This is a genomic window from Psychroflexus aestuariivivens, assembly GCF_004010055.1.
GTDB lineage: Bacteria > Bacteroidota > Bacteroidia > Flavobacteriales > Flavobacteriaceae > Psychroflexus > Psychroflexus aestuariivivens.
The window spans coordinates 20,317-42,210 of the sequence record NZ_RQVT01000063.1; the positions used below are offsets into that span (position 1 = coordinate 20,317).

The 21,894-nt window shown below is 34.8% G+C and carries 19 protein-coding genes; 11 read left to right on the top strand and 8 right to left on the bottom strand.

The window, feature by feature from the left end; translation table 11 throughout:
* On the top strand, positions 1-1,380 hold the full coding sequence (gene nhaD, locus EIG86_RS13905) for a sodium:proton antiporter NhaD (RefSeq protein ID WP_127846790.1): 1,380 nt from the start codon (positions 1-3) through the stop codon (positions 1,378-1,380).
* Between the two features lie 88 nt (positions 1,381-1,468).
* Here nhaD and EIG86_RS13910 read toward each other — a convergent pair whose 3' ends face one another.
* Positions 1,469-2,251: a DUF3050 domain-containing protein gene (locus EIG86_RS13910; protein WP_127846791.1), complete on the bottom strand. Its 783-nt coding sequence runs from the start codon at positions 2,249-2,251 to the stop codon at positions 1,469-1,471.
* A 96-nt stretch (positions 2,252-2,347) separates the two neighbouring features.
* Positions 2,348-3,526: an acyl-CoA dehydrogenase family protein gene (locus tag EIG86_RS13915; protein WP_127846792.1), complete on the bottom strand. Its 1,179-nt coding sequence runs from the start codon at positions 3,524-3,526 to the stop codon at positions 2,348-2,350.
* 285 nt (positions 3,527-3,811) lie between these two features.
* Here EIG86_RS13915 and EIG86_RS13920 point away from each other — a divergent pair, with 285 nt between their 5' ends.
* From EIG86_RS13920 to EIG86_RS13930, 3 genes are read left to right on the top strand one after another with little or no spacing between them, the layout of a single operon-like run.
* Positions 3,812-4,564: an enoyl-CoA hydratase/isomerase family protein gene (locus EIG86_RS13920; protein ID WP_127846816.1), complete on the top strand. Its 753-nt coding sequence runs from the start codon at positions 3,812-3,814 to the stop codon at positions 4,562-4,564.
* A gap of 50 nt (positions 4,565-4,614) precedes the next feature.
* Positions 4,615-4,986, top strand: a complete 372-nt coding sequence (locus EIG86_RS13925) for a four helix bundle protein (protein ID WP_127846793.1) — start codon at positions 4,615-4,617, stop codon at positions 4,984-4,986.
* 13 nt (positions 4,987-4,999) lie between these two features.
* Positions 5,000-5,599 (top strand): acyltransferase, encoded by a 600-nt coding sequence (locus tag EIG86_RS13930; protein ID WP_127846794.1) that lies wholly within the window; start codon positions 5,000-5,002, stop codon positions 5,597-5,599.
* 60 nt (positions 5,600-5,659) lie between these two features.
* Here the strand turns inward: EIG86_RS13930 and EIG86_RS13935 are convergent, their stop codons facing one another.
* The gene (locus tag EIG86_RS13935) at positions 5,660-7,801 is read right to left on the bottom strand and encodes a S46 family peptidase (RefSeq protein ID WP_127846795.1); all 2,142 of its coding nucleotides are present in this window, start codon (positions 7,799-7,801) and stop codon (positions 5,660-5,662) included.
* Positions 7,802-7,993: 192 nt separating this feature from the next.
* Between EIG86_RS13935 and EIG86_RS13940 the strand changes: the two genes are divergently transcribed.
* The 4 genes from EIG86_RS13940 to EIG86_RS13955 all read left to right on the top strand — a co-directional run bounded on the left by EIG86_RS13940 (position 7,994) and on the right by EIG86_RS13955 (position 12,474).
* A complete protein-coding gene (locus EIG86_RS13940; protein ID WP_127846796.1) occupies positions 7,994-9,334 on the top strand; it encodes a dihydrolipoamide acetyltransferase family protein in 1,341 nt (446 codons plus the stop codon).
* Positions 9,335-9,535: 201 nt separating this feature from the next.
* Positions 9,536-9,913 carry a GxxExxY protein gene (locus EIG86_RS13945; RefSeq protein WP_127846797.1) on the top strand — a complete coding sequence of 126 codons (378 nt, stop codon included), beginning with the start codon at positions 9,536-9,538 and terminating at the stop codon, positions 9,911-9,913.
* 60 nt (positions 9,914-9,973) lie between these two features.
* Positions 9,974-12,013, top strand: a complete 2,040-nt coding sequence (locus tag EIG86_RS13950; protein WP_127846798.1) for an alpha-ketoacid dehydrogenase subunit alpha/beta — start codon at positions 9,974-9,976, stop codon at positions 12,011-12,013.
* Positions 12,013-12,474 carry a hypothetical protein gene (locus EIG86_RS13955; RefSeq protein WP_127846799.1) on the top strand — a complete coding sequence of 154 codons (462 nt, stop codon included), beginning with the start codon at positions 12,013-12,015 and terminating at the stop codon, positions 12,472-12,474. The genes EIG86_RS13950 and EIG86_RS13955 overlap by 1 nt, the downstream gene beginning before the upstream one ends.
* Positions 12,475-12,486: 12 nt before the next feature.
* On the opposite strand, the gene EIG86_RS13960 is transcribed toward EIG86_RS13955, so the two are convergent.
* Positions 12,487-13,149, bottom strand: a complete 663-nt coding sequence (locus EIG86_RS13960; protein WP_127846800.1) for a ferredoxin reductase domain-containing protein — start codon at positions 13,147-13,149, stop codon at positions 12,487-12,489.
* Positions 13,150-13,293: 144 nt separating this feature from the next.
* On the opposite strand from EIG86_RS13960, the gene EIG86_RS13965 reads away from it, so the two are divergent.
* Positions 13,294-14,151 carry a mechanosensitive ion channel family protein gene (locus EIG86_RS13965; protein ID WP_127846801.1) on the top strand — a complete coding sequence of 286 codons (858 nt, stop codon included), beginning with the start codon at positions 13,294-13,296 and terminating at the stop codon, positions 14,149-14,151.
* Here the strand turns inward: EIG86_RS13965 and EIG86_RS13970 are convergent.
* Together EIG86_RS13970 and EIG86_RS13975 are read right to left on the bottom strand one after the other, a co-directional pair.
* Complete coding sequence (locus EIG86_RS13970; protein ID WP_127846802.1) at positions 14,148-15,332, bottom strand: pyridoxal phosphate-dependent aminotransferase; 1,185 nt, start codon at positions 15,330-15,332, stop codon at positions 14,148-14,150. The genes EIG86_RS13965 and EIG86_RS13970 overlap by 4 nt on opposite strands.
* A gap of 13 nt (positions 15,333-15,345) precedes the next feature.
* Complete coding sequence (locus EIG86_RS13975; protein WP_127846803.1) at positions 15,346-16,440, bottom strand: fatty acid desaturase family protein; 1,095 nt, start codon at positions 16,438-16,440, stop codon at positions 15,346-15,348.
* A gap of 259 nt (positions 16,441-16,699) precedes the next feature.
* Between EIG86_RS13975 and rsmG the strand changes: the two genes are divergently transcribed.
* Positions 16,700-17,332, top strand: a complete 633-nt coding sequence (gene rsmG / locus EIG86_RS13980) for a 16S rRNA (guanine(527)-N(7))-methyltransferase RsmG (RefSeq protein WP_127846804.1) — start codon at positions 16,700-16,702, stop codon at positions 17,330-17,332.
* A gap of 80 nt (positions 17,333-17,412) precedes the next feature.
* Here the strand turns inward: rsmG and pruA are convergent, their stop codons facing one another.
* On the bottom strand, positions 17,413-19,038 hold the full coding sequence (gene pruA / locus EIG86_RS13985) for an L-glutamate gamma-semialdehyde dehydrogenase (protein ID WP_127846805.1): 1,626 nt from the start codon (positions 19,036-19,038) through the stop codon (positions 17,413-17,415).
* Positions 19,039-19,148: 110 nt separating this feature from the next.
* Complete coding sequence (locus EIG86_RS13990; RefSeq protein ID WP_127846806.1) at positions 19,149-20,393, bottom strand: type IX secretion system plug protein; 1,245 nt, start codon at positions 20,391-20,393, stop codon at positions 19,149-19,151.
* A 150-nt stretch (positions 20,394-20,543) separates the two neighbouring features.
* On the opposite strand from EIG86_RS13990, the gene EIG86_RS13995 reads away from it, so the two are divergent.
* Complete coding sequence (locus tag EIG86_RS13995) at positions 20,544-21,887, top strand: Na(+)-translocating NADH-quinone reductase subunit A (protein WP_127846807.1); 1,344 nt, start codon at positions 20,544-20,546, stop codon at positions 21,885-21,887.
* Positions 21,888-21,894 lie beyond the last annotated feature (7 nt).

Sequence of the window (21,894 nt, forward strand, 5' to 3'; positions counted from 1 at the left end):
ATGGTTTCAATAATCATTATAATTTTTGTGATTGGCTATTTAGGCATCACATTAGAACATCCTTTAAAGTTAGATAAAGCTGTGCCTGCATTGTTAATGGGAACAACAATGTGGGCATTTTTAGCTATTGGTTTTAATGCTGGCTGGTTCAATATCGTAGATAGTCATGGACATGTCTTTGGTTTTTTTCTAGATGATGAAGAAGCAATTGCAGAAGGTTTCAAAAGTAATTTGATTCATCATTTTAGCAGTATTGGCGAGATTTTATTTTTCTTAATCGGTGCAATGACAATTGTTGAAATTATTGATTTACATCGTGGTTTTGGAATTATTAAAAACGCAATTACTACCAAAAGTAAAAAACGATTACTCTGGACTTTGGGGATTTTAGCTTTCGTACTTTCTGCAATTATCGATAACCTAACGGCTACAATTATCTTGATTACTTTATTAAGAAAAATTTTAGCTAGAAGAAATTACAGAATTTGGTATGCTGCCATGATTATTATAGCAGCCAATGCTGGTGGCGCTTGGTCACCAATTGGAGACGTTACAACTACCATGCTTTGGATTGGCGGAAAAGTGACCGCCGTTGGACTATCAGAATATTTAATTGTTCCTTCTCTATTTTGTTTTATTGTTCCGTTTCTAATTGCTTCTAATATGAAACCGTTTCGGGGGAAAGCAATTCGTAAGGAATTAATTGTTGATGAAGAAGCCGAAAGATTATTGAGTAGTAAAACGATGCTTTATGTTGGCTTAGCTGCGATAGTTTTTGTGCCAATTTTCAAAGGAATTACAGGCTTGCCTCCATACTTGGGCATGATGTTTAGTTTGGGCGTGGTTTGGTTGGTTTCTGAATACGTTCGACCAGAAAAAAACTTGCCTAAAAATCAAAAGTATCGCTATTCAACACATAGAGCACTTTCTAAAATTGAATTTTCTAGTATTTTGTTTTTCTTAGGAATTCTACTTTCTGTTGCGGCTTTGGAAAGTTTAGTTTATGGCAGTATCAATGGTCAAGAGGTTGGCACTTTACGTTATGCTGCGGAATCATTATCGCAAACCATACCCAATATGGATTTGGTGATTTTGTTATTAGGAGCTTTGTCTTCTTTAATCGACAATGTGCCGATGGTTGCTGCTACAATGGGAATGTACGATTTTCCAACAGACAGTCCAATCTGGCATTTTATAGCTTATTCTGCGGGAACAGGAGGGAGTTTGTTAGTAATTGGTTCTGCGGCTGGAGTTGCGGCTATGGGCATGGAAAAAATCGATTTTATTTGGTATTTCAAGAAAATTGCTTGGATTGCTCTTACTGGATTTCTAGCTGGCGCAGCTGTCTTTATTGTTATAGAAAAATATTTTTATGCATAGATTATAAATTTGAAACAAATAAAAAGCGGCAAAATTCATATTTGAATTTTGCCGCTTTTTATTTTAGTGTAGATATGATATTTAAAAGCTAAGCAATCGCCTTGAAATAATTTACTTCTTTAGCAATACCATTCCAAAGTTGTTGTCTTTTTTCTAAAGCTTCTTTAGAACATTCTAGGGCTTCTTGCCACTTTATTTCATCTTCGCCACATAATTCAGAAATAAGTTCTAGCGCCATTGGCCCATGTTCATCGCCATCTAATTCAATATGTCTATCGAAATAATATTTGAACAAACTCAAATCCTCTTCTGGAAATCTCTGTTGAATTTCATTAATAATAGAAGTGAACATATCCGGAATCAATTCTTCGCGACCAAACGTAAACGCAGCGGCAATTTTGTGTAATTTTCCTTCTTTAATAGTGTTGAAAGTGAATATTAAAAAAGATTTTACTGTTTCGGGTAAATCACTTGTTGCAATAACTAAAAAAATATCTGTACCGTGTTTTATTTGTTCCATAAAAGTATGGACAGGTTCAGTATTGGCATTGGCTTTTTGCATCGCGTCCAAATACATTTCAAAATGACTTTGGCGTTCGCCGTTCATATTGATATCTGTTTCTTCAGCTAAAACAATTTCGTTAATCAAATACCGATGCTTGGCATTGCCAACAGGAAACCAAGGAGCAGAGGTTCGTGTCAATTCATACTGAAGCGATTTTAATAAGGACATAAAATCCCAAACTGCAAAAACGTGATGTTGCATGAAAATCTTCAAATCTTGCGGACTTTCTATGCTTTTATATAAATTGTGTTCTATGAGTTGATTTCGTTGCGATTTTAGTTCAGATTGAATTTGTTCGATATTCATTTAAATAATTTTTATATAGACAAAATTACAATAAAAAAACCGTGGTTCTAAGTGAAAACCACGGTTTTAAACTGTTTTTAATAAAAATCAAATACTTTATTTGAAAGCAGAAATTCCTGTTATATCTAGACCAGTAATCAATAAATGAATATCGTGGGTGCCTTCGTAAGTTATTACACTTTCCAAATTCATCATATGGCGCATAATGCTGTATTCTCCAGTAATTCCCATTCCGCCTAGAATTTGTCTGGCTTCTCGCGCAATATTTATTGCCATATCCACATTATTTCTTTTCGCCATCGAAATTTGTGCAGAACTTGCTTTTCCTTCATTTTTAAGTTGACCCAAACGAAGTGCTAAAAGTTGTGCTTTGGTAATTTCAGTAATCATTTCAGCCAATTTCTTTTGTTGGAGTTGATAACCAGCAATTGGTTTTCCAAACTGAATGCGTTCTTTGGCGTAACGCAAAGCGGTATCATAACAATCCATAGCTGCGCCAATCGCGCCCCAAGCAATACCATATCTAGCAGAATCTAAACAAGAAAGTGGAGCGCCAAGACCGCTTTTTCCAGTTAATAAATTATCCTTTGGCACTTTTACATCTTGGAAAATCAATTCGCCAGTGGCAGATGCACGAAGCGACCATTTATTATGGGTTTCTGGGGTAGAAAAACCTTCCATCCCACGTTCTACTAAAAGCCCATGAATTCTGCCTTCTTCATTTTTTGCCCAAACGACAGCAACATCACAAAACGGAGAGTTTGAAATCCACATTTTGGCGCCATTTAGTAAATAATGGTCGCCCTTATCTTTGAAATTGGTCACCATTCCGCTTGGATTTGAACCGTGGTCGGGTTCAGTTAAACCAAAAGATCCCATCATTTCACCAGAAGCTAATTTCGGCAAGAATTTTTTCTTTTGTGCTTCAGTGCCGTAAGCATAAATTGGAAACATAACTAAAGAAGATTGCACCGATGCTGTTGAGCGCACGCCACTATCACCGCGTTCAATTTCTTGCATAATCAATCCGTAAGAAATTTGATCGAGCCCAGCACCACCATATTCTTCAGGAATGTAAGGTCCAAAAGCACCGATTTCTGATAAACCTTTGATAATCGATTTTGGAAATTCAGCCTTCTGTGCTGCTTCTTCTATAATTGGGCTAACATCACGTTTTACCCAATCTCTAGCCGCTTGACGAATTAAACGATGTTCTTCAGTTAATAAATCGTCAATATTATAGTAATCTGGAGCCTGAAATGTATCTTGTTTCATAGATCTTTTATTATTTTAAATTTTAATTAAAAAAAGCCTTTTAAGACATTACAAATTTAATCATTAGATACTTCAACATCAACTAAGGTTTGTTATATTTTTTTAAGATTTTGCAATAAAACCGACTTTTAATTGTTGAAAACTATCATTTATATGAATATTCACTGTTTTGTTTTTAAAAATGATGATAATTTGATTCAGCTTCTAAACTGAAATCTTGTCTTTCAAGCTAACAATTGTTAGATTTGGAGATTAAATAATATGAACATTAAGAAATTAAATACGATGACAGAAGCTTACGTAAAAAAAGACATACAAGACAAAATTGCAATAATTGAATTTTTTCATCCAGCACACAATTCTTTACCGAGTGATATTTTGGCTCAACTAGCTGAAACTATTACAGAGGTTGGACAAAACGATGAGGTTTTAGTCATCATTTTGAAATCTGGCGGAAACCGAACCTTTTGCGCAGGAGCTAGCTTCAAAGAATTAATCAATATTGATGACGAAAAAACAGGCGAAAAATTCTTTATGGGTTTTGCAAACGTGATCAATGCCATGCGAAAGTGTCCCAAATTCATTATTGGGCGTGTGCAAGGCAAAACTGTTGGGGGAGGCGTAGGCTTAGCTTCAGCAATGGATTATTGTATGGCGACAAAATTTGCAGCAATCAAATTGAGTGAGTTGAATATCGGCATTGGACCATTTGTTGTCGGACCAGCCGTAGAACGTAAATTGGGCGTAAGCGGAATGTCGCAAATCGCGATAGATGCTAATTCGTTTTATTCACCAGAATGGGCAATGCAAAAAGGCTTGTTTGCCAAAGTTTTTGAAAGTACAGAGGAAATGGATGAAGCCGTCGCAGAATTTGCTAAAAATTTATGCGAATACAACCCGGAAGCGGTAAAACATATGAAACAAATGTTTTGGCGAGGCACCGAAGATTGGGATGAATTGTTAAATGAACGCGCTAAAATCAGTGGGAAATTAGTATTGAGTTCATTTACAAAAGAGAAATTGAAAAGGTTTAAGTAGAGGGTAGTTGTTAGTCTGTAGCTATTAGCCTTTAGAAAAATAGGATAAATATGAATGGTAAATATCATTTCAAGTTTGAAGATTTAAAAATCTACCAAAAAGCTATTTTACTTGGAGAGTTCGTTCATAAAATTATTCAAAAGTTTCCAAAGAGAGAGGACTTTAAGCTTTCTTCTCAATTTAGCAGAGCTTCTGATTCTATTGCTCTAAACATAGCGGAAGGTTATTCTGGATCTGATGCTAATTTTAATCGATATTTAATTGTTTCTCAAGGTAGCGTAAATGAATGTGTTGCATGTACAACAAAAGCTAAATTAAGAAAATACATAACAGAAAAAGAAAATGAAGAATTAAGAAAAGAACTATCAGAATTGTCAAAAATGAATTCATCTTTAAGAAAAAGATTAACAGCTAAAAGCTAAAAGCTAATGCCTAATGGCTATATACAAATTCAAAAATCACATACCAGTTGTTCACAAATCTAGTTTTGTCCATCCATTAGCGGCTGTTACTGGAAATGTTATTATCGGTAAAGATTGCTACATCGGACCAGGTGCAGCAATTAGAGGCGATTGGGGCGAAATTATTTTGGAAGATGGTGTAAATGTGCAAGAAAACTGCACTGTCCACATGTTTCCAGGTAAAAGTATTCGATTGAAAAAAGGAGCGCATGTTGGTCATGGCGCTATAATTCATGGTGCGAATTTAGGCGAAAACTGTCTGATAGGAATGAATACTGTAATTATGGACGATGCTGAAATTGGCGATGAATCGATTGTTGGCGCAATGGCGTTTGTAAAAGCAGAAACTGTGATACCAAAGCGAAGTTTAGTCGTAGGTAATCCTGCAAAAATCATCAAACAAGTTTCTGATGATATGATTGCCTGGAAAACCGCTGGAACAAAGCTTTACCAGCAATTACCAGCCGATTGCCATGACAGTTTGGAAGTAGTCGAGCCATTGAGAGAAATACCGAAAAATCGTCCAAAACAGGAAGATTTTTATCAAACTTTACAAGAAATGAAAAAACAGTAAACGAAAAATCCGATGTGTTTAGCATCGGATTTTTTGGTTTTTATTTTAAAATAAAGACTCTTATTTTTTGGGATGAACCAAAGTCATTTCTTCTATTAAATGCTGTGCGCCAGCAAATTTATCTATGATAAATAGAATATAACGTGCATCGACCATGATATTTCGAGAAATACTTGGGTCGTAATAAATATCACTCATCGTGCCTTCCCAAACTCTATCAAAATTCAACCCGATGAGGTTGCCATATGCGTCGATCGCTGGACTTCCAGAATTTCCGCCAGTAGTGTGATTGGTTCCTATGAAATTTACTGGCATTTTTCCGTCTTCACCGTAATTTCCATAATCTTTAGTTTGATACAGATCGATTAATTTTTGAGGAACGTCAAATTCATAATCGCCTGGAACATATTTTTCCATAACACCTTCCAAATAAGTGATGTGTTCGTATTTTACAGCATCGCGTGGACTGTAACCTTTTACTTTTCCATAAGTAACTCGTAAAGTTCCGTTAGCATTAGGGAAAATTCTAGCATCTTCAGGGCTCAATTCCACGATTGCTTTCATGTATTTTTTCTGTAAAGCATCGATTTCAAGTCTTTTGCTTTGGTAAGTAGGAAGCACTTTAGCGTAAAATTCCTGTGTCAACATTTTTACAAATTTATAAGCTTTGTCTTCATTTAGCTTTTTGAAAACCTTATTAGGATTGCCTTTCAGAATATCTTCAGTACTCTCGAAAGATGTGAGTGCTGAGTTTTCATAAATATCGTTTGTAAGTTTCTCTTTATCTTGATTAATAAATGACTCTGGAAGAAATTGTTTTGGCATTTCATTTGCAAAAACCTCGATTACTTTCTCGAAAACATGTTTGTCAACTTCGGCGTTGTAATTTTTGAAATCAGATTTGAAATCTTCCAAAAGATTGTCTCTTCGATCCTTGAAAGATTGTTTTCCTCTAGCGTCGTAAACTTGTTCGAGTTGGTAGATTTGAAAACCATGTCTCAATAATTCTACATTTCTTAAAAAAGTTTCTGAAAAATAGTTGTACGCCAGATCATAATCTTCAAACTCAGTATAAGCGGTTTCAAAATCCTCTAGTATTGTTCCGTATTCATCCTCTAAACCCTCGGCTTTTACACGCTTCATAAAGTTTTTTTCCTGGGCTTTTTTGATTCCAATAGCATCGGTTTTTTTCAAACCTTGATTTTCACCAATCCATTTCTTATAGTAGTTGGCAATTCGTGCGTATTTAGATGCATATTGAATTTTAATTTCTTGGTCTTTTCTCATAAAAGCATCTTGTTCTTTAAGTGCAACTTCACGAAGACCGATTCTTGCTGGATTGATGGTTTCTACCAATTGTTCAACGGCCACAGCTGGCAAATATTCGTCGGTTGTGCCTGGAAATCCAAACACTAAATTGAAGTCATCTTCCTCTACACCATCCAAACTTATCGGCAAATAATGTTTTGGTGTGTATGGTACATTGCCTTCGGAATATTCAGCTGGGCGATTGTTTTTATTAGCGTAAATTCTAAATAATGAAAAATCGCCCGTATGTCTAGGCCACATCCAGTTATCGGTATCCGAACCGAATTTCCCGATTGACGATGGTGGCGCACCAACCAAACGAATATCTTTGAAAGTTTCCACGCGGAAAAGCATGAATTGATTACCATCAAAAAAAGTGCTGACGCGGTTCGTTTGCCAATCTTCTTTAGTTGAATTTTCTACCACCTTTTGTTTGTTTTGTTCAATGATGTTTTGTCGTTCTTGTTCTGAAGTTACGTTGTATGTGCCTTCCAAAATCTGATCGGTAACGTCGCTGATTTCAACAATGAAAGTGACTGTCATGCCAGGATTTGCAAGTTCTTCTGAAAGATTTTTAGCCCAAAAACCATTGGCTAAATAATCGTTTTCTACAGAAGAATGCGATTGAATTTGTCCATAACCACAATGGTGGTTTGTAAGCAAAAGACCTTTTGGTGAAATAACTTCAGAAGTACAACCACCGTTGAAATGCGGTACAGCGTCTTTCAAACTGCTTTGGTTGACGCTGTAAATATCTTCGGCATTCATCTTCATGCCTAAGTTTTGCATTTCGTTCTCGTTCATGCCTTCCAAAAGTGAAGGAATCCACATGCCGCCTTGCTGTGCAAAACTCGAAAATGCGACTAAAAAAAATAAAATTCTAAATAACTTCATTAGTGTTGTTTTAAATTGAATTTGAAAATATAATCTTCGGCAAAATACTATTTTTATCTATTTTTCAGTTTATTTTTTTTTGACGAAACTTTAAAATAACCAGTCAAACCTTGAGAATTCATTAGTGAAATCAGCTTGAAATACGCTTAAAATGTTATTTTTGTTAGCAATCATATTTCACATAAACTTTTTATGTCAACAAAAGAATTTAAACTCCCAAAAATGGGAGAAAGTATTACCGAAGGCACAATTTTGAACTGGGTAGTCAATGAAGGCGAAAGTTTTCAGGAAGGCGATATTTTGGTTGAAGTTGGGACTGATAAAGTCGACAACGAAGTGCCAGCACCCTTTGCTGGAAAACTTGTGGAAACTAAATATCAAGCGAAAGACGTTGTTAAAATAGGATCAGTGATTGCGATTTTGGAAGTTTCTGAAAAAGGCGAAACTGCGTCTCAGGATCCATCTAAATCTGAGACTGAAGAAAATAAAAGCAAATCAAAAACTTCTATTAAAAAACCAACACCAAGCGCACCTGAAAAACGATCACAAGCACCTGAGTCTGTTTCACAAGAATGGAAATCAGTAAATCGAACTAATAATTTTTACTCCCCTTTGGTGGAAAAAATCGCACAGGATTATCACATTAGCTATGAAGAATTAGCGCGAATTCCAGCAAGTGGAGCAAATGATAGATTACAGAAATCAGATATTTTTAGATATATAGAAAACGGGCGTCCAGCACAATTTGCCCAACCTGTTGAGGTGCAACATCAACCTCAAAACAAAAGTTCTTTTCAAGTTCCAGATTTAAAATTTGATAAAGGCAAAGGAAAACTTGTAGAAATGGACCGAATGCGTCAGATGATTGCCGATCATATGGTGTTTTCTAAGCATACTTCACCTCACGTTACAGCTTATGTTGAAGCCGATCTCACAGATTTGGTGAATTGGAGAAATGCAAATAAAAAGTCTTTTCAGGAAAAAACAAGTGAAAAATTGACCTTTACACCACTTTTTATTCAAGCTGTTACCAAAGCGATTCAAGATTTTCCAATGATTAATTCTTCGCTTGATGGAGACCAAATCATCGTTAAAGACGAAATCAATATCGGAATGGCAACGGCACTTCCAAGCGGAAATTTGATTGTTCCGGTAGTGAGAAATTCCGATCAGAAAGACTTGGAAGAACTGGCAAAAGTAGTGAATGAATTGGCAGGAAAAGCAAGAGATAACAAATTATCAAACGATGATACCAAAGGCGGCACGTTTACCATTTCAAATGTAGGAACTTTTGGGAGTTTGATGGGGACACCGATTATCAATCAACCGGAAGCAGCGATTTTGGCGACAGGAATTATCAAAAAACGCGCTGAGGTTATGGAATATGAAGACGGCGATAAAATTGAAATCCGACAGATGATGTATTTGTCGCTTTCATTTGATCACAGAATTGTAGACGGATTTTTAGCTGGTAGTTTTTTAAGGAGGATTGCGGATTATTTGGAGAACTCAAAAAATCTGAATAAAATTTGATAAAAGGCTTTTTTAAAGCAAGATTTGTTAAAAACTGAAAAGCTAGAATAAAGTGATTAGTTGTTATTTCACGCAGAGAACGCAAAGAGAAAAGCGCAAAGTTTGCAAAGATGTATAATTAAAAAGTTTACTGGCTTTAAGAAAACTTAGTAATCTTATCGCTTAATATTTTTTAGATTAAAATTTTGAAAGCATTGCATCATGACGGAAAACGAACTATCCTACAAAGTAATTGGAAAGGCAATGGAGCTTCATAAATCTTTAGGACCTGGATTATTGGAGTCTTCATATGAGGCTGCGTTAAAATACGATTTGGAAAAAGCTGGACTACACGTACAACAACAAGTGGCAATGCCTTTCATATATAAAGAAATTAATATGGATGTTGGATATAGGCTGGATTTAATTGTTGAAAATAAACTGATTTTAGAAATAAAATCTTTAGAAAATTTAGCTCCTGTACATTTTGCTCAATTGCTTACTTATCTTAAATTATCAGATAAAAAACTTGGTCTATTAATTAATTTCAATACTAAATTGCTAAAAGACGGTATTCATCGTATCGTTAATAATCTATAAAATAGCTTTGTGGGCTTTGCGAAAACCTTAGCGCACTTTGCGAGAAAAAAGACAGATGAAATGAAAAAAGAAATATTCAAAAAAGCTTTCAAAAACTTGGTAACGGCGAAAGCCTTGACCGAGTTATATGAAGAAAACTTTAAGGTGGTTTCTAAATACGTTCATGCCACATCACGTGGTCACGAAGTTATACAAACCGCTGTAGGAATGCAGTTAGAACCGCAAGATTATGTCTATCCATATTACCGAGACGATTCTATTTTACTTTCCATAGGGATGACACCAAAAGACCTTATGTTGCAACTATTGGCAAAAAAGGACGATCCGTTTTCTGGAGGAAGAACTTACTATTCACACCCGAGTTTGAAGGATGAAGACAAACCGAAAATTCCACATCAAAGTTCAGCAACAGGAATGCAAGCCATTCCCGCAACTGGTGCTGCAATGGGATTTTGGTACAAAGAACAACTCAAGCAAGACACCAAACAAGCTGTTGTAGTTTGTTCTCTTGGCGATGCTTCCGTTACCGAAGGTGAAATTGCTGAAGCGCTTCAAATGGCAGCTTTGAAGCAATTGCCAATTATTTATTTGGTTCAAGATAATGGTTGGGATATTTCAGCCAATGAAGCAGAAACTCGTGCTCAAAATGCGTTTGAATACGCCCGTGGATTTAACGGTTTGGAAGCAATTACAATAGATGGAACTGATTTTGAAGAGTCGTATTCAGAATTCAACAAAGTTTTAAAAACCGTTAGGGAAGAACGTCGGCCATTTTTGGTACACGCCAAATGTCCATTGTTGAATCACCACACATCTGGTGTACGAATGGAGTTTTATCGAGATGATTTGGAAGAATCTAAATTACGTGATCCTTATCCAAAATTGAAACAACAATTATTGAAAAATGGGTTTACTGAAGATGAGTTAGAAGCTATTGAAAACGAAGCAAAAGCTATTGTTTCTAAAGAATATCAAGAAGCTTTGTTGGCGGAAGATCCAAAACCTGAAGATTTGTTTACCCACGATTTTGCACCAACAAAAATTACTGAAGAAAAAGGAAATCGCTCTCCAGAAGGCGCCGAGAAAGTTGTTATGGTGGATTGTGCGTTGTTTGCCATTGAAGAATTGATGAAAGAATTTCCAGAATGTTTGTTGTACGGTCAAGATGTTGGAGGAAGATTGGGTGGTGTTTTTCGTGAAGCTGCTACGCTAGCTCAAAAATTTGGTGATCATCGTGTATTCAACACGCCAATTCAAGAAGCTTTTATCGTAGGTTCTACCGTTGGAATGTCAGCGGTTGGTTTGAAACCAATTGTTGAGGTTCAGTTTGCGGATTATATTTGGCCAGGACTCAATCAATTATTTACAGAAGTCAGTAGAAGTTCTTATTTATCGAACGGAAAATGGCCAGTTTCTATGATTTTGCGTGTGCCAATTGGTGCTTACGGAAGTGGTGGTCCCTACCATTCTTCTTCTGTTGAAAGCGTGGTGACCAACATTCGCGGTTTAAAAATTGCTTATCCTAGCAATGGCGCAGATTTAAAAGGTTTGATGAAAGCCGCTTATCACGATCCAAATCCTGTGGTTATTTTTGAACACAAAGGTTTGTATTGGAGTAAAGTGCCTGGAACCAAAGGCGCAACTAGCGTTGAGCCAGATAAAGATTATGTTTTGCCTTTTGGGAAAGCTTGGGTTTTACAAGAAATTTGGCCACAAGACGATCAGGAAACTTTGAGTATTATTACTTATGGAATGGGCGTTCATTGGGCAATGAATGCTTCTCAGGAATTAGGCATGCAAGATCAAATTGAAGTGGTTGATTTAAGGACTTTACACCCGTTGGACGAGAAGACAATTATGAAATCTGTCAAAAAATGTGGAAAATGTCTAGTCGTTACCGAAGAACCTTCCGATAACACTTTTGCAAGAGCTTTAAGTGGTAAAATTCAAGAAGAATGTTTTCAATATATTGATGCGCCAGTGATGACTATTGGTTCTGAAAATATGCCGGCAATTCCTCTGAATTCAACTTTGGAAGAAACGATGATTCCAAGTACTGAAAAGGTGAAAACTAAAATTCAAGAACTTCTGAATTACTAATGTCCAAGATAAGGTATTCGGAAAGGATTTTCAATAAAGTCATCATTCTGCCTTTTGGTATTTTGATGGCTTTTTTGTTGGTGGCAAGTTTTAGCATTAATATTCAAGATTTAAGTGCCATTAGAATTATTTTCCCAATGATTTTTCTATTGGTATTTTTCATTCATTTATATCAATTGAAAATTCAGGTTTCTGAAAGTGAATTGAAATTGAGTTTAGGAATAGGCACTTTTCATAAAAGTTATTCAATTTCAGAAATTGATTTGGATAGTTTTCAAATTGAAAAAGCACCATTTTATTTGAGTGGCTCAGGTTGGAAAAATGATTTCAAAGGAAATGTTATTTTCAGTGCCGGATTTGGAAAAGCACTTAGTTTTAGACTTAAAAACAATTCCTCCAAAATTTTAATTGTCACCAATAATCAGCAAAAATTGCAATTGTTGCTGAAGGGTGAAATTTGAATATAAAAATTCTTATTCTTCCACAATAATATTGCTGTCTTTTACGCCAATTTCTTTCAGATCTTTTACAACACTTTTTATCATATCTTCTGGTCCGCAGACATAAAATTTTTGATCTAAATTATGAATGTGATCTTTTAAAAAACTTGGATTGATGTGACCATGTGCATATTCATCGTGGTCTTCTTCAGAAAGAATATTGATAAACCGATCTCCAAGCATTGCTTCAAGTTCGTCTTTCAAAATGATGTCAGCTTTGGTTTTATTGGCAAAAATGAGTTTGTTGTTTTCGTTTTCGCCATTTTTTTCTCGATCTCTAAGAATCGAAATCATTGGAGTAAGCCCGGCTCCACCAGCAACAAAAGTTCCTTCACCTCTAAAATAAATATTCCCGAAAACTTCGTTTTGTAGAAATTCGTCACCACTTTTTAAATCGAGTAATTTATCGGTAACTCCATTATGGTCAGGATAGGTTTTTATTATAAATTCAAGATCATCCTCCTCTGGTAAGTTGGTAAATGTGAAAGGTCGCCCTTCTTTTTTCCAACCTTCTTTATCTATAAATAGTTCTGTAGCTTGACCTGGTTTGAATTCTAATTCGGGAGGTTTATTAGTTTTAAACTGTAAGACGTCCCGAGTTATTTTTTTAATCTCTTTAATCTTTAGAATATTCATTTTTTTATTTGAAATTAAAAAAGGTATTCGATTTATCGACCAGTATTAAGAAATAACAGTAGGTTTTTTAACAATAAGAAACTATTGTCTAAATTCTTTAGATTACGAATTTTAATATCTATCTTATTCCAAAATTAGTTTTATATGGATAATTCAATTATTGAGGCTTTGAAGAGTTTTTTTAAAGACACCCTTATTTATTTAGGTCCAAAAATCCTTTATTCTATTATAATATTTTTTATAGGGATTCTCGTGATTAAATTACTAATGAGAATGCTGAAAGCTGTTTTGAAAAAGTCGAATGTAGAATTATCTTTAAAAACCTTTATAGAAAGTTTATCCATTTTTGTTCTTTATGGATTATTATTTACACTTATTGGATCTGTTTTAGGAGTAAAGGCAACTTCATTTCTCGCAATTTTTGGAGCTGCCGGAATAGCTATTGGTTTAGCGCTGCAAGGAAGTCTTGCTAATTTTGCAGGTGGTGTCTTAATTTTAGTATTCAAGCCTTTTAAAGTTGGTGATTTAATCCATGTTAATTCCAATCTTGGATTCGTTATCAAAATTGATATACTTTACACTAGAATTGAGACGTTTGACGGAAGAATTATTACCATGCCAAACGGAAATGTTGCCAATAGTGATGTTGATAACAGAACCATGAAGCCCATCAGACGAGTTGATCTAAATCTGAAATTTGCTTTCGATATTAAGATGGAAATGATAAGACCCATCATTCTTGATGCCCTGAAAGCACATCCTATAGTTGAAAAAGATCCTGAACCAGATGTATGGTTGGAGGAAATAGGAGAATCGGAAATAAAAGTTACCGCAAGAAGCTGGGTAGAATCTATACATTACTGGCCAACCTATTGGGAGCAATTGGAGGCCGTAAAAAAATCACTGGATGAACATGGCATTGAAACTCCAATTCCTCGTAGAATCGTTTATCAAGGAGGCGAATATCAATCAAATACTTCACAAGCTAAGTCTAAAGACTAGCTCAATGAATTTTTAATTCTGTCAATTGCATTCTCAATATCACTCTCGCTTGCGGCGTAAGAAAGTCTTATGCAATTTGGGTTACCGAAAGCTTCGCCTGTAACGGTTGCCACATTTGCTTTTTCTAATAAAAACATAGAAAAATCTGTAGCGTTTTCAATTTTATAATCTTGAATAGTTTTTCCGAAATAATTTGAAATATTTGGAAATACATAAAATGCTCCTTTTGGTTCGTTGCATTCAAAACCTGGAACCTCTTTGAGTAATCCTAAAATCAACTCACGTCGACTTTTGAACTTATCAATCATGTATTGAATCTTGTCAATTGGTGCTTCTAAAGCAGTAATTACAGCCCGTTGGGCAATACAGTTTGCACCACTTGTAACTTGACCTTGCAGTTTTTTGCAAGCATTGGCGATTTTTTCCGGCGCACCGATATAACCAATTCTCCAGCCAGTCATAGCAAAAGCTTTAGAAACCCCATTTACCGTTACTGTTCGGTCGTACATTTCTGGAATTTGAGCCATGGAAAATCTCTCGTCTCCAAAATTAATATGTTCGTAAATCTCATCGCTAACCACAATAATATCAGGATATTTTTGAAGAACTTTTGCTAATCCTTCAAGCTCAGATTTTGTATATACAGAACCACTTGGATTGCATGGCGAACTATACCAAATCATTTTGGTTTTCGGCGTAATTGCTTCCTCAAGTTGCTGAGGTGTCATTTTAAAGTCTTTCTCAATATCTGTTTTCACTTCAACAGGAACGCCTTCATTCAACATGACAATATCCTTGTAACTCACCCAATAAGGACAGGGTAAAATAACCTCATCTCCAGGATTCAATAGGGCAGATGCAACATTGTAAAGTGATTGTTTCGCTCCAGTTGAAACCACGATTTGATTCAAATCATATTCTAAAGAATTATCTCTTTTGAATTTATTCTGAACGGCTTTTTTCAATTCAACATAACCGTCAACAGGCGTGTATGAGCTGTAATTGTCATTAATAGCTTGTACGGCGGCTTCTTTTATAAAATCTGGTGTATTGAAATCGGGTTCACCTAAGCTTAGCCCAATTATATCTTTACCTTCAGCTTTTAATTCTCTTGTTTTCGCTGCCATTGCAAGCGTGGCAGAGGTTTCAAGTTTGTTGATTTTGTCAGAAAGTTGAATCATGAAATTGTAAAGTTTAAGAAAGTTGCGGTTCGCTGCCTAATATACGCAAATGTCTGAAATGCGACCTAATCGCTTCACGTGTAGATTCGTATTCGTTATAAGGTAAATTGAACTCTAAAGCAGTTTCTTTAACTATTTTGCTGATTTTGTCATAATGAATATGACTAATATTTGGAAAAATATGATGTTCAACTTGGTGGTTTAAACCGCCACTGAACCAATTCATGATTTTATTGTTAGTTGCAAAATTTGTTGTGGTAAACAATTGATGAATTGCCCAAGTATTTTTCATTTCACCAGCTTCGTTTGGCATTGGCATTTCGTTGTTTTCAACCATATGCGCAAGCTGGAAAATAACACTTAAAATCAAGCCTGCTGTATAGTGCATAACAAAAAACCCAATTAAAACTTTCCACCAAGTGATGCCAATAATCATAGGAATAGCAATCCAAATTGCAGCATAAAGTGTTTTAGTAATAGCTAGCAAACTCCACTGTTTGAATTTGCTTGGCATCTTTCCGTAAGACAATTGTTTTTTTAGATAGCGTCTAGTTTGCTTAAAATCTGAGGTTAATGCCCAATTAAAGGTTAATAAGCCATATAAGAAAATAGAATAAATATGTTGAAATTTGTGAAATCTTTTCCATTTGGCATGAGAAGAAAATCTAATAATTCCACCTGCATCAATATCTTCATCATGACCATGAATGTTAGTGTAAGTATGATGCAATACATTATGTTGTACTTGCCAGTTGTAAACATTTCCAGCCAAGATATAAATGGAACTTCCCATAAACTTATTCACCCATTTTTTCTTTGAATAAGTGCCGTGATTGCCGTCGTGCATAACATTCATGCCAACGCCAGCCATTCCAGCGCCCATCAAAACTGTAAATAGTAGCTTCCACCAGTCTGAAATATCTAAAAATAAGATTAAAAAGTAAGGACTTAAAAACAGACTAAACATTATGATTGTTTTCAAATGCAACTTCCAGTTGCCTGTTTTTTTAATTTGATTTTCGCTAAAGTAAGCATTGACACGCTTATTCAGCGTTCGAAAAAATTTCTGAGGATCTTTTCTAGAAAATTTAATTGTGGTTGTATTCATTGTAAAAATTATAAGGCACAAATATAAAAATTAATCTCTAGCAACTGAATTTTAAACCTTCAATTAAGTCTAATTTACCATAATTTCATGTTTCTCTAAAGCTGGATCTTAGATTCAATATGAGCTTACAGGTCTGAAAACCCAGTTTTTATTTGTCTTAATGTTTTTTGGAACGTAAGTTAGAATCTCCTTTATTTTGAATTGTTTTGAGGTAACCCAAATGAAAACTTTACTTTTGTAGAATATAAAATTTTAAGCTTTGGAGATTATAAGAGATCATTTTCCTAATTTATCGGAAACTCAAAAAAAACAATTCAGTCAAATTGCTGAAGTTTATAAAGATTGGAATCAAAAAATTAATGTGGTTTCCAGAAAAGACATTGATGAAATATATATTCGCCATGTTCTGCATAGTTTAGGCATCGCAAAAGTTCAAGCCTTTTTGCCAAATTCGAGAATTTTGGATGTTGGTACAGGAGGCGGTTTTCCAGGCGTTCCCTTGGCGATTTTATTTCCAGAAACTGAGTTTACACTTGTAGATAGTATTGGAAAAAAAATAAAAGTTGTGGACGAAGTTGTTGATGCGCTTGGTTTAAAAAATGTAAAAACTGTTAATGATCGAGTTGAAAACATTTCTGGTGAATTCGATTTTATTGTTAGTCGTGCTGTTGCGGTGATGCCAAGTTTTGTTCATTGGGTAAAAGGTAAAATTGCCAAAATCTCTAGACATGAACTAAAAAATGGTATTCTTTACTTAAAAGGAGGAGATCTCAGTGAGGAACTTTCACCATATAAAACAGTCGAAATTTTTGAACTCTCTGAAATTTTCAACAACGATTTTTTTGATACCAAAAAAGTAGTGTATTTGCCGATGAAATATCGTGGTAAATAACAAATCCATTTCAAAAACTAAAAAAAAGCCTCTTTTCAATTGAAAAGAGGCTTTTAACATTAATTCTGAAATCTAATTATTTATCCCATGTGTGGATAAGTGTAATCTGTAGCTGGAACAAAAGTTTCTTTTATCAATCTTGGTGAAGACCATCTCAATAAGTTGAATTTAGATCCTGCTTTGTCGTTTGTACCACTATTTCTAGCGCCACCAAATGGTTGACGTCCTACAACGGCGCCAGTACATTTATCATTGATATAGAAGTTACCAGCAGAATTTTGTAAAATATCTGTTGCCACAGATGCAGCGTAGCGATCTGTAGAGATAATAGATCCAGTTAATCCATATTGACTTGTATTATCTACTAAATGTAAAGTTTCTTCGTATTTGTCATCATCGTAAACATAAAGTGTTAACACAGGGCCAAAAAGTTCTTCGACCATAGTTTCATATTTTGGATTGGTAGTAACAATTACAGTAGGTTCAACAAAATAACCTTTAGATTTATCACAATTACCTCCAACAATGATTTCTGCTTCATCACTTTTCTTAGCTCTTTCAATATATTCAGATAATTTATCGAAAGATTGTTCGTGGATTACCGCACCAATGAAATTACTCAAATCTCCAGTTGATCCCATTTTGATGGACTTCACATCTTTGACCAATTTCTCTTTTACACTTGGCCATAAGCTACTGGAAACATAAGATCTAGATGCAGCACTACATTTTTGACCTTGAAATTCAAAAGCTCCTCGTAATAATGCAGTTGCAACGACTTGAGCATCTGCAGATTTGTGAGCTACAATGAAATCTTTACCGCCAGTTTCCCCAACGATTCTTGGATAAGTATTGTAATTGTGAATATTCTCACCAATTTTAGACCAAATTCCTTTAAAAACATTAGTACTTCCAGTAAAATGTATACCTGCGAACTCTTTTCTAGCCAAGACTTTGTTTGTAATCATTTCAGGATCGCCAATAATCATATTGATTACACCATCAGGAAGACCTGCTTCTTTGAATACTTCCATAATCACTTGTGCAGAAAGCATTTGACTGTCACTAGGTTTCCAAACTGCTACATTTCCCATTAGAGCTGCACTTGAAGGTAAATTACCAGCAATTGCTGTAAAGTTAAAAGGAGTGATAGCGTAAACAAAACCTTCAAGCGGTCTGTGTTCTAATCTGTTCCATTCGTTATCTGCAGATTCTGGTTGTTCTCTATAGATTTCAGTCATGTATTCAACATTGAATCTAAGGAAATCACAGATTTCACATGCTGAATCAATTTCAGCCTGAAAAACAGTTTTAGACTGACCGATCATGGTCGTTGCATTCATCCTGTCTCTATAAGGTCCGGAAATTAAGTCAGCAGCTTTCAAAAATACTGCGGCTCTTTGCTCCCAAGGGAGTTTCGCCCATTTTTTTCTTGCTTCCAAAGCAGTATCAATAGCCTGGTCAACATGCTTTTCTTCAGCATTGTGGTAAATGCCTACTTCGTGCTGATGATCGTGTGGCGGTCTTATACTTTTCGTATGACCTGTTTTAATCTCTTCACTACCAATATACAAAGGTATTTCGGCTTTTTGATTGTAAATTTCTTTATACTTTTTTTCTATTGATTCTCTTTCTGGTGAGCCTGGAGCATACGATTTTATAGGTTCGTTTATAGCGCTAGGCACTTGAAAATATCCTTTTCCCATACTATTTAAATTTTTTGTTTTTTAATTTTGTTAAAGATAATTTTAAAAATTCAATTTGAAAAAATATCAACATAAGTTTTTATTAATCCTTGTTAAGTTGTCTTAAAAAACTAGTTTATGATGTTCCTGCTATTGTTTCTGCCTATTCCAATAACCTTATCATATCTAGCGCCTATATCTCTGTAGTAAACCAAAACCATGTAGTCATTTTCTGTCTCATCATGATCGCCACTGATGAAACCTTCGTCGAAATTTCCATTTTTGTCTAAATACACATATTTGAAATTGTAGAAACCTTGCTTCAACAATAACTTATTTTCATACAGATTTTTGTTTTTATTGTAAGTCATTAAAGTACTGTTGTCCAAAACATAATTATTAAATCGTCCGTATAGATGCAATTCACCACCATTCAAATCTTTATAATTTTCTAAGAAAAAATGCACCCAAGCATAATCAGACTCAATGTCTATGTCTTCGCCTTGTACGGTGTTTATTCTGAAAGCGCCATTGATGTCAGGATTGTAGGTGTAAGGTCGACCTTCTCTTACAAAATTAGGATACAGATAGGAGTGGTAAAGCTCTTGTAATTCTATGCGTTGTATTCGCAATGTTCCAACTCTTATGTCTTTATTATCGAAGTTCAGATATTCATTTCCGCCCCAGAAAGACGACTCTTGGTCATATTTATAAATTAACCTATTTCCCTGAGTAAATTGTGGTTTCAAATCATAAATAGCTGTGTTGAAATCATTGTTTTGTACCACAACGGTTTTTACAGTATTGTCTGGATTTCTAAAAATAAAATTATTACGACCAATTTCAAAATTCACGACTTGTTTTTCGTTAATATGTTCCAGTTCTCTAGATCTTTTTATAGTGACTGCAACATCAACAAGATTTTCATAAATAATGAATTTTCTTGAAAAAATAATTTCATCTTGACTATTAAAAATTTTCAGCATATAATTTCCACTAACCTTGAATTTTCGAGTATTACTATTAGGAAGTTTCAATTCATGATGAGTGTAAGGTTGCAAGGTTGTGAATGAATTTGTAAAATTGAACAAACGAATATCATCAAAGCCCTCTATGAATTCATTCTTAGCCAGATCTGAAGGTGTCCAGTCAAAATTGTAATGCTCGATTTCATAATAATAATCGTTTTCACTTGCAGTCAAGTCATCAAATTTCAAAACCAAATTACCATTCAAAGGAATAACAGGCGTGCCGCTAAATTCTGAAGCACCATAAAACTCTATGGTTTTTATAAAGTCTGGTGGAAGCGTTTCATACTCTTGGCTTGAAGCTATAAAACTGATTAAACTTAGATATACAAGTGCTATTTTTTTCATTTCTCTGTAAATTAAATCACTAAACTAAACAAATTTGAATAAAAACTATTTAGAATCAGTATAAATAAATTAACTATAATAATTGTTTACCCTGAAATTGCAAGTTTAATTATTAAATTTGCGTTCCAAAATTTAAACGATACTTTGAACATGTCTAAAGACGTTAAAGTTAAAAAAGGATTGAAGCTCAGGCTGAAAGGCGAAGCTGAAAAAATCCTAAAAGATGCCCCAAAGTCAAAGACTTATGCCATCAGACCTTCAAATTTTCATTCTGCCGTTCCTAAAATGGTTTTGAAAGAAGGAGAGAAAATAAAAGCAGGGGAAGAATTGTTTTTTTCAAAATATTCAGAAAAAACTAGATTTGTTTCACCTGTGAGTGGAACTTTGAAGGAAATCGTAAGAGGAGCAAAGCGTAAAATATTGAGCGTTATTGTTGAGTCTGACGACACAATAGAATATAAAGATTTTGGCACAATGAATCCTTTGAAATCCTCAAACGAGGAAGTTAAAGAGCGTGTGTTTTCAACAGGTTTAGGCGCTTTTATAAAACAAAGACCTTACGATATTCCAGCTGTTGCGGACGATTCTCCAAAAGCAATTTATGTTTCTGCATTCGATACAGCTCCACTAGCAGCATCGGCAGAAATTATTTTGAAAAATAAAGTTGAACACTTTCAGGCTGGAATAAATGTCCTAACAAAACTTACTGAAGGGAAAGTCTATTTGGGTGTTGATAAACATTCAGCCAGTTTTCTAAAAGATATTGAAAACGTTGAGATTCTAAATATTTCCGGACCACATCCTGCTGGTAACGTTGGAACTTTAGTTCATGAAACTGAGCCAATGAACCGAGGAGAGCGAGTTTGGTCTGTAAATCCTGAAGATGTTGCTATCATTGGAGAGCAGTTTTCAACCGGAAAATATAACGCAGAACGCACTGTAGCAGTTTGCGGATCTTCTGCAAATGAAAAATATTACTACAAAACTATAATTGGCGCGGAAGTAAAATCAGTTCTCAAAGATTTTGAAGATAATTCTAGAATTATTTCAGGGAACGTTTTGACTGGCGAAAAAATTCCAGCTGATGGTTATTTAAATTTCTTTGCCAACGAATTGACAGTAATTCCTGAAGGCAATGAATATAGAATGTTTGGATGGTTACCATTTAAAGATAATGATATTCATTCCATGTCGAAAACTTCTTTGTCTTGGATGTTTCCAAACAAAAAATATGAAGTTAATACAAATTTGAACGGGGAAGAACGTGCATTGGTTGTAACTGGTGAAATGGAAGAGGTAATGCCATTGGATATTTTTCCAATGCAACTCATCAAAGCGTGTCTAGCTGGCGATGTTGAAAAAATGGAAAATCTTGGTATTTATGAAGTTATTCCAGAAGACTTCGCCTTGATAGATTATACAAATACATCGAAAATCGAAGCGCAAGAAATTATTCGCAATGGTTTAGATATAATGATAACAGAGGTAGGATAAATCTATA

What these genes read in the sequence shown, in the direction of transcription:
- EIG86_RS13995 (WP_127846807.1), top strand. Translation starts at nt 20,544, where the DNA reads ATGTCTAAAGACGTTAAAGTTAAAAAAGGATTGAAGCTCAGGCTGAAA.
- EIG86_RS13915 (WP_127846792.1), bottom strand. Translation starts at nt 3,526, where the DNA reads ATGAAACAAGATACATTTCAGGCTCCAGATTACTATAATATTGACGAT.
- EIG86_RS13950 (WP_127846798.1), top strand. Translation starts at nt 9,974, where the DNA reads ATGAAAAAAGAAATATTCAAAAAAGCTTTCAAAAACTTGGTAACGGCG.
- EIG86_RS13910 (WP_127846791.1), bottom strand. Translation starts at nt 2,251, where the DNA reads ATGAATATCGAACAAATTCAATCTGAACTAAAATCGCAACGAAATCAA.
- EIG86_RS13955 (WP_127846799.1), top strand. Translation starts at nt 12,013, where the DNA reads ATGTCCAAGATAAGGTATTCGGAAAGGATTTTCAATAAAGTCATCATT.
- EIG86_RS13975 (WP_127846803.1), bottom strand. Translation starts at nt 16,440, where the DNA reads ATGAATACAACCACAATTAAATTTTCTAGAAAAGATCCTCAGAAATTT.
- EIG86_RS13935 (WP_127846795.1), bottom strand. Translation starts at nt 7,801, where the DNA reads ATGAAGTTATTTAGAATTTTATTTTTTTTAGTCGCATTTTCGAGTTTT.
- EIG86_RS13960 (WP_127846800.1), bottom strand. Translation starts at nt 13,149, where the DNA reads ATGAATATTCTAAAGATTAAAGAGATTAAAAAAATAACTCGGGACGTC.
- EIG86_RS13925 (WP_127846793.1), top strand. Translation starts at nt 4,615, where the DNA reads ATGAATGGTAAATATCATTTCAAGTTTGAAGATTTAAAAATCTACCAA.
- EIG86_RS13945 (WP_127846797.1), top strand. Translation starts at nt 9,536, where the DNA reads ATGACGGAAAACGAACTATCCTACAAAGTAATTGGAAAGGCAATGGAG.
- EIG86_RS13940 (WP_127846796.1), top strand. Translation starts at nt 7,994, where the DNA reads ATGTCAACAAAAGAATTTAAACTCCCAAAAATGGGAGAAAGTATTACC.
- EIG86_RS13930 (WP_127846794.1), top strand. Translation starts at nt 5,000, where the DNA reads ATGGCTATATACAAATTCAAAAATCACATACCAGTTGTTCACAAATCT.
- EIG86_RS13920 (WP_127846816.1), top strand. Translation starts at nt 3,812, where the DNA reads ATGACAGAAGCTTACGTAAAAAAAGACATACAAGACAAAATTGCAATA.
- pruA (WP_127846805.1), bottom strand. Translation starts at nt 19,038, where the DNA reads ATGGGAAAAGGATATTTTCAAGTGCCTAGCGCTATAAACGAACCTATA.
- EIG86_RS13990 (WP_127846806.1), bottom strand. Translation starts at nt 20,393, where the DNA reads ATGAAAAAAATAGCACTTGTATATCTAAGTTTAATCAGTTTTATAGCT.
- EIG86_RS13965 (WP_127846801.1), top strand. Translation starts at nt 13,294, where the DNA reads ATGGATAATTCAATTATTGAGGCTTTGAAGAGTTTTTTTAAAGACACC.
- nhaD (WP_127846790.1), top strand. Translation starts at nt 1, where the DNA reads ATGGTTTCAATAATCATTATAATTTTTGTGATTGGCTATTTAGGCATC.
- EIG86_RS13970 (WP_127846802.1), bottom strand. Translation starts at nt 15,332, where the DNA reads ATGATTCAACTTTCTGACAAAATCAACAAACTTGAAACCTCTGCCACG.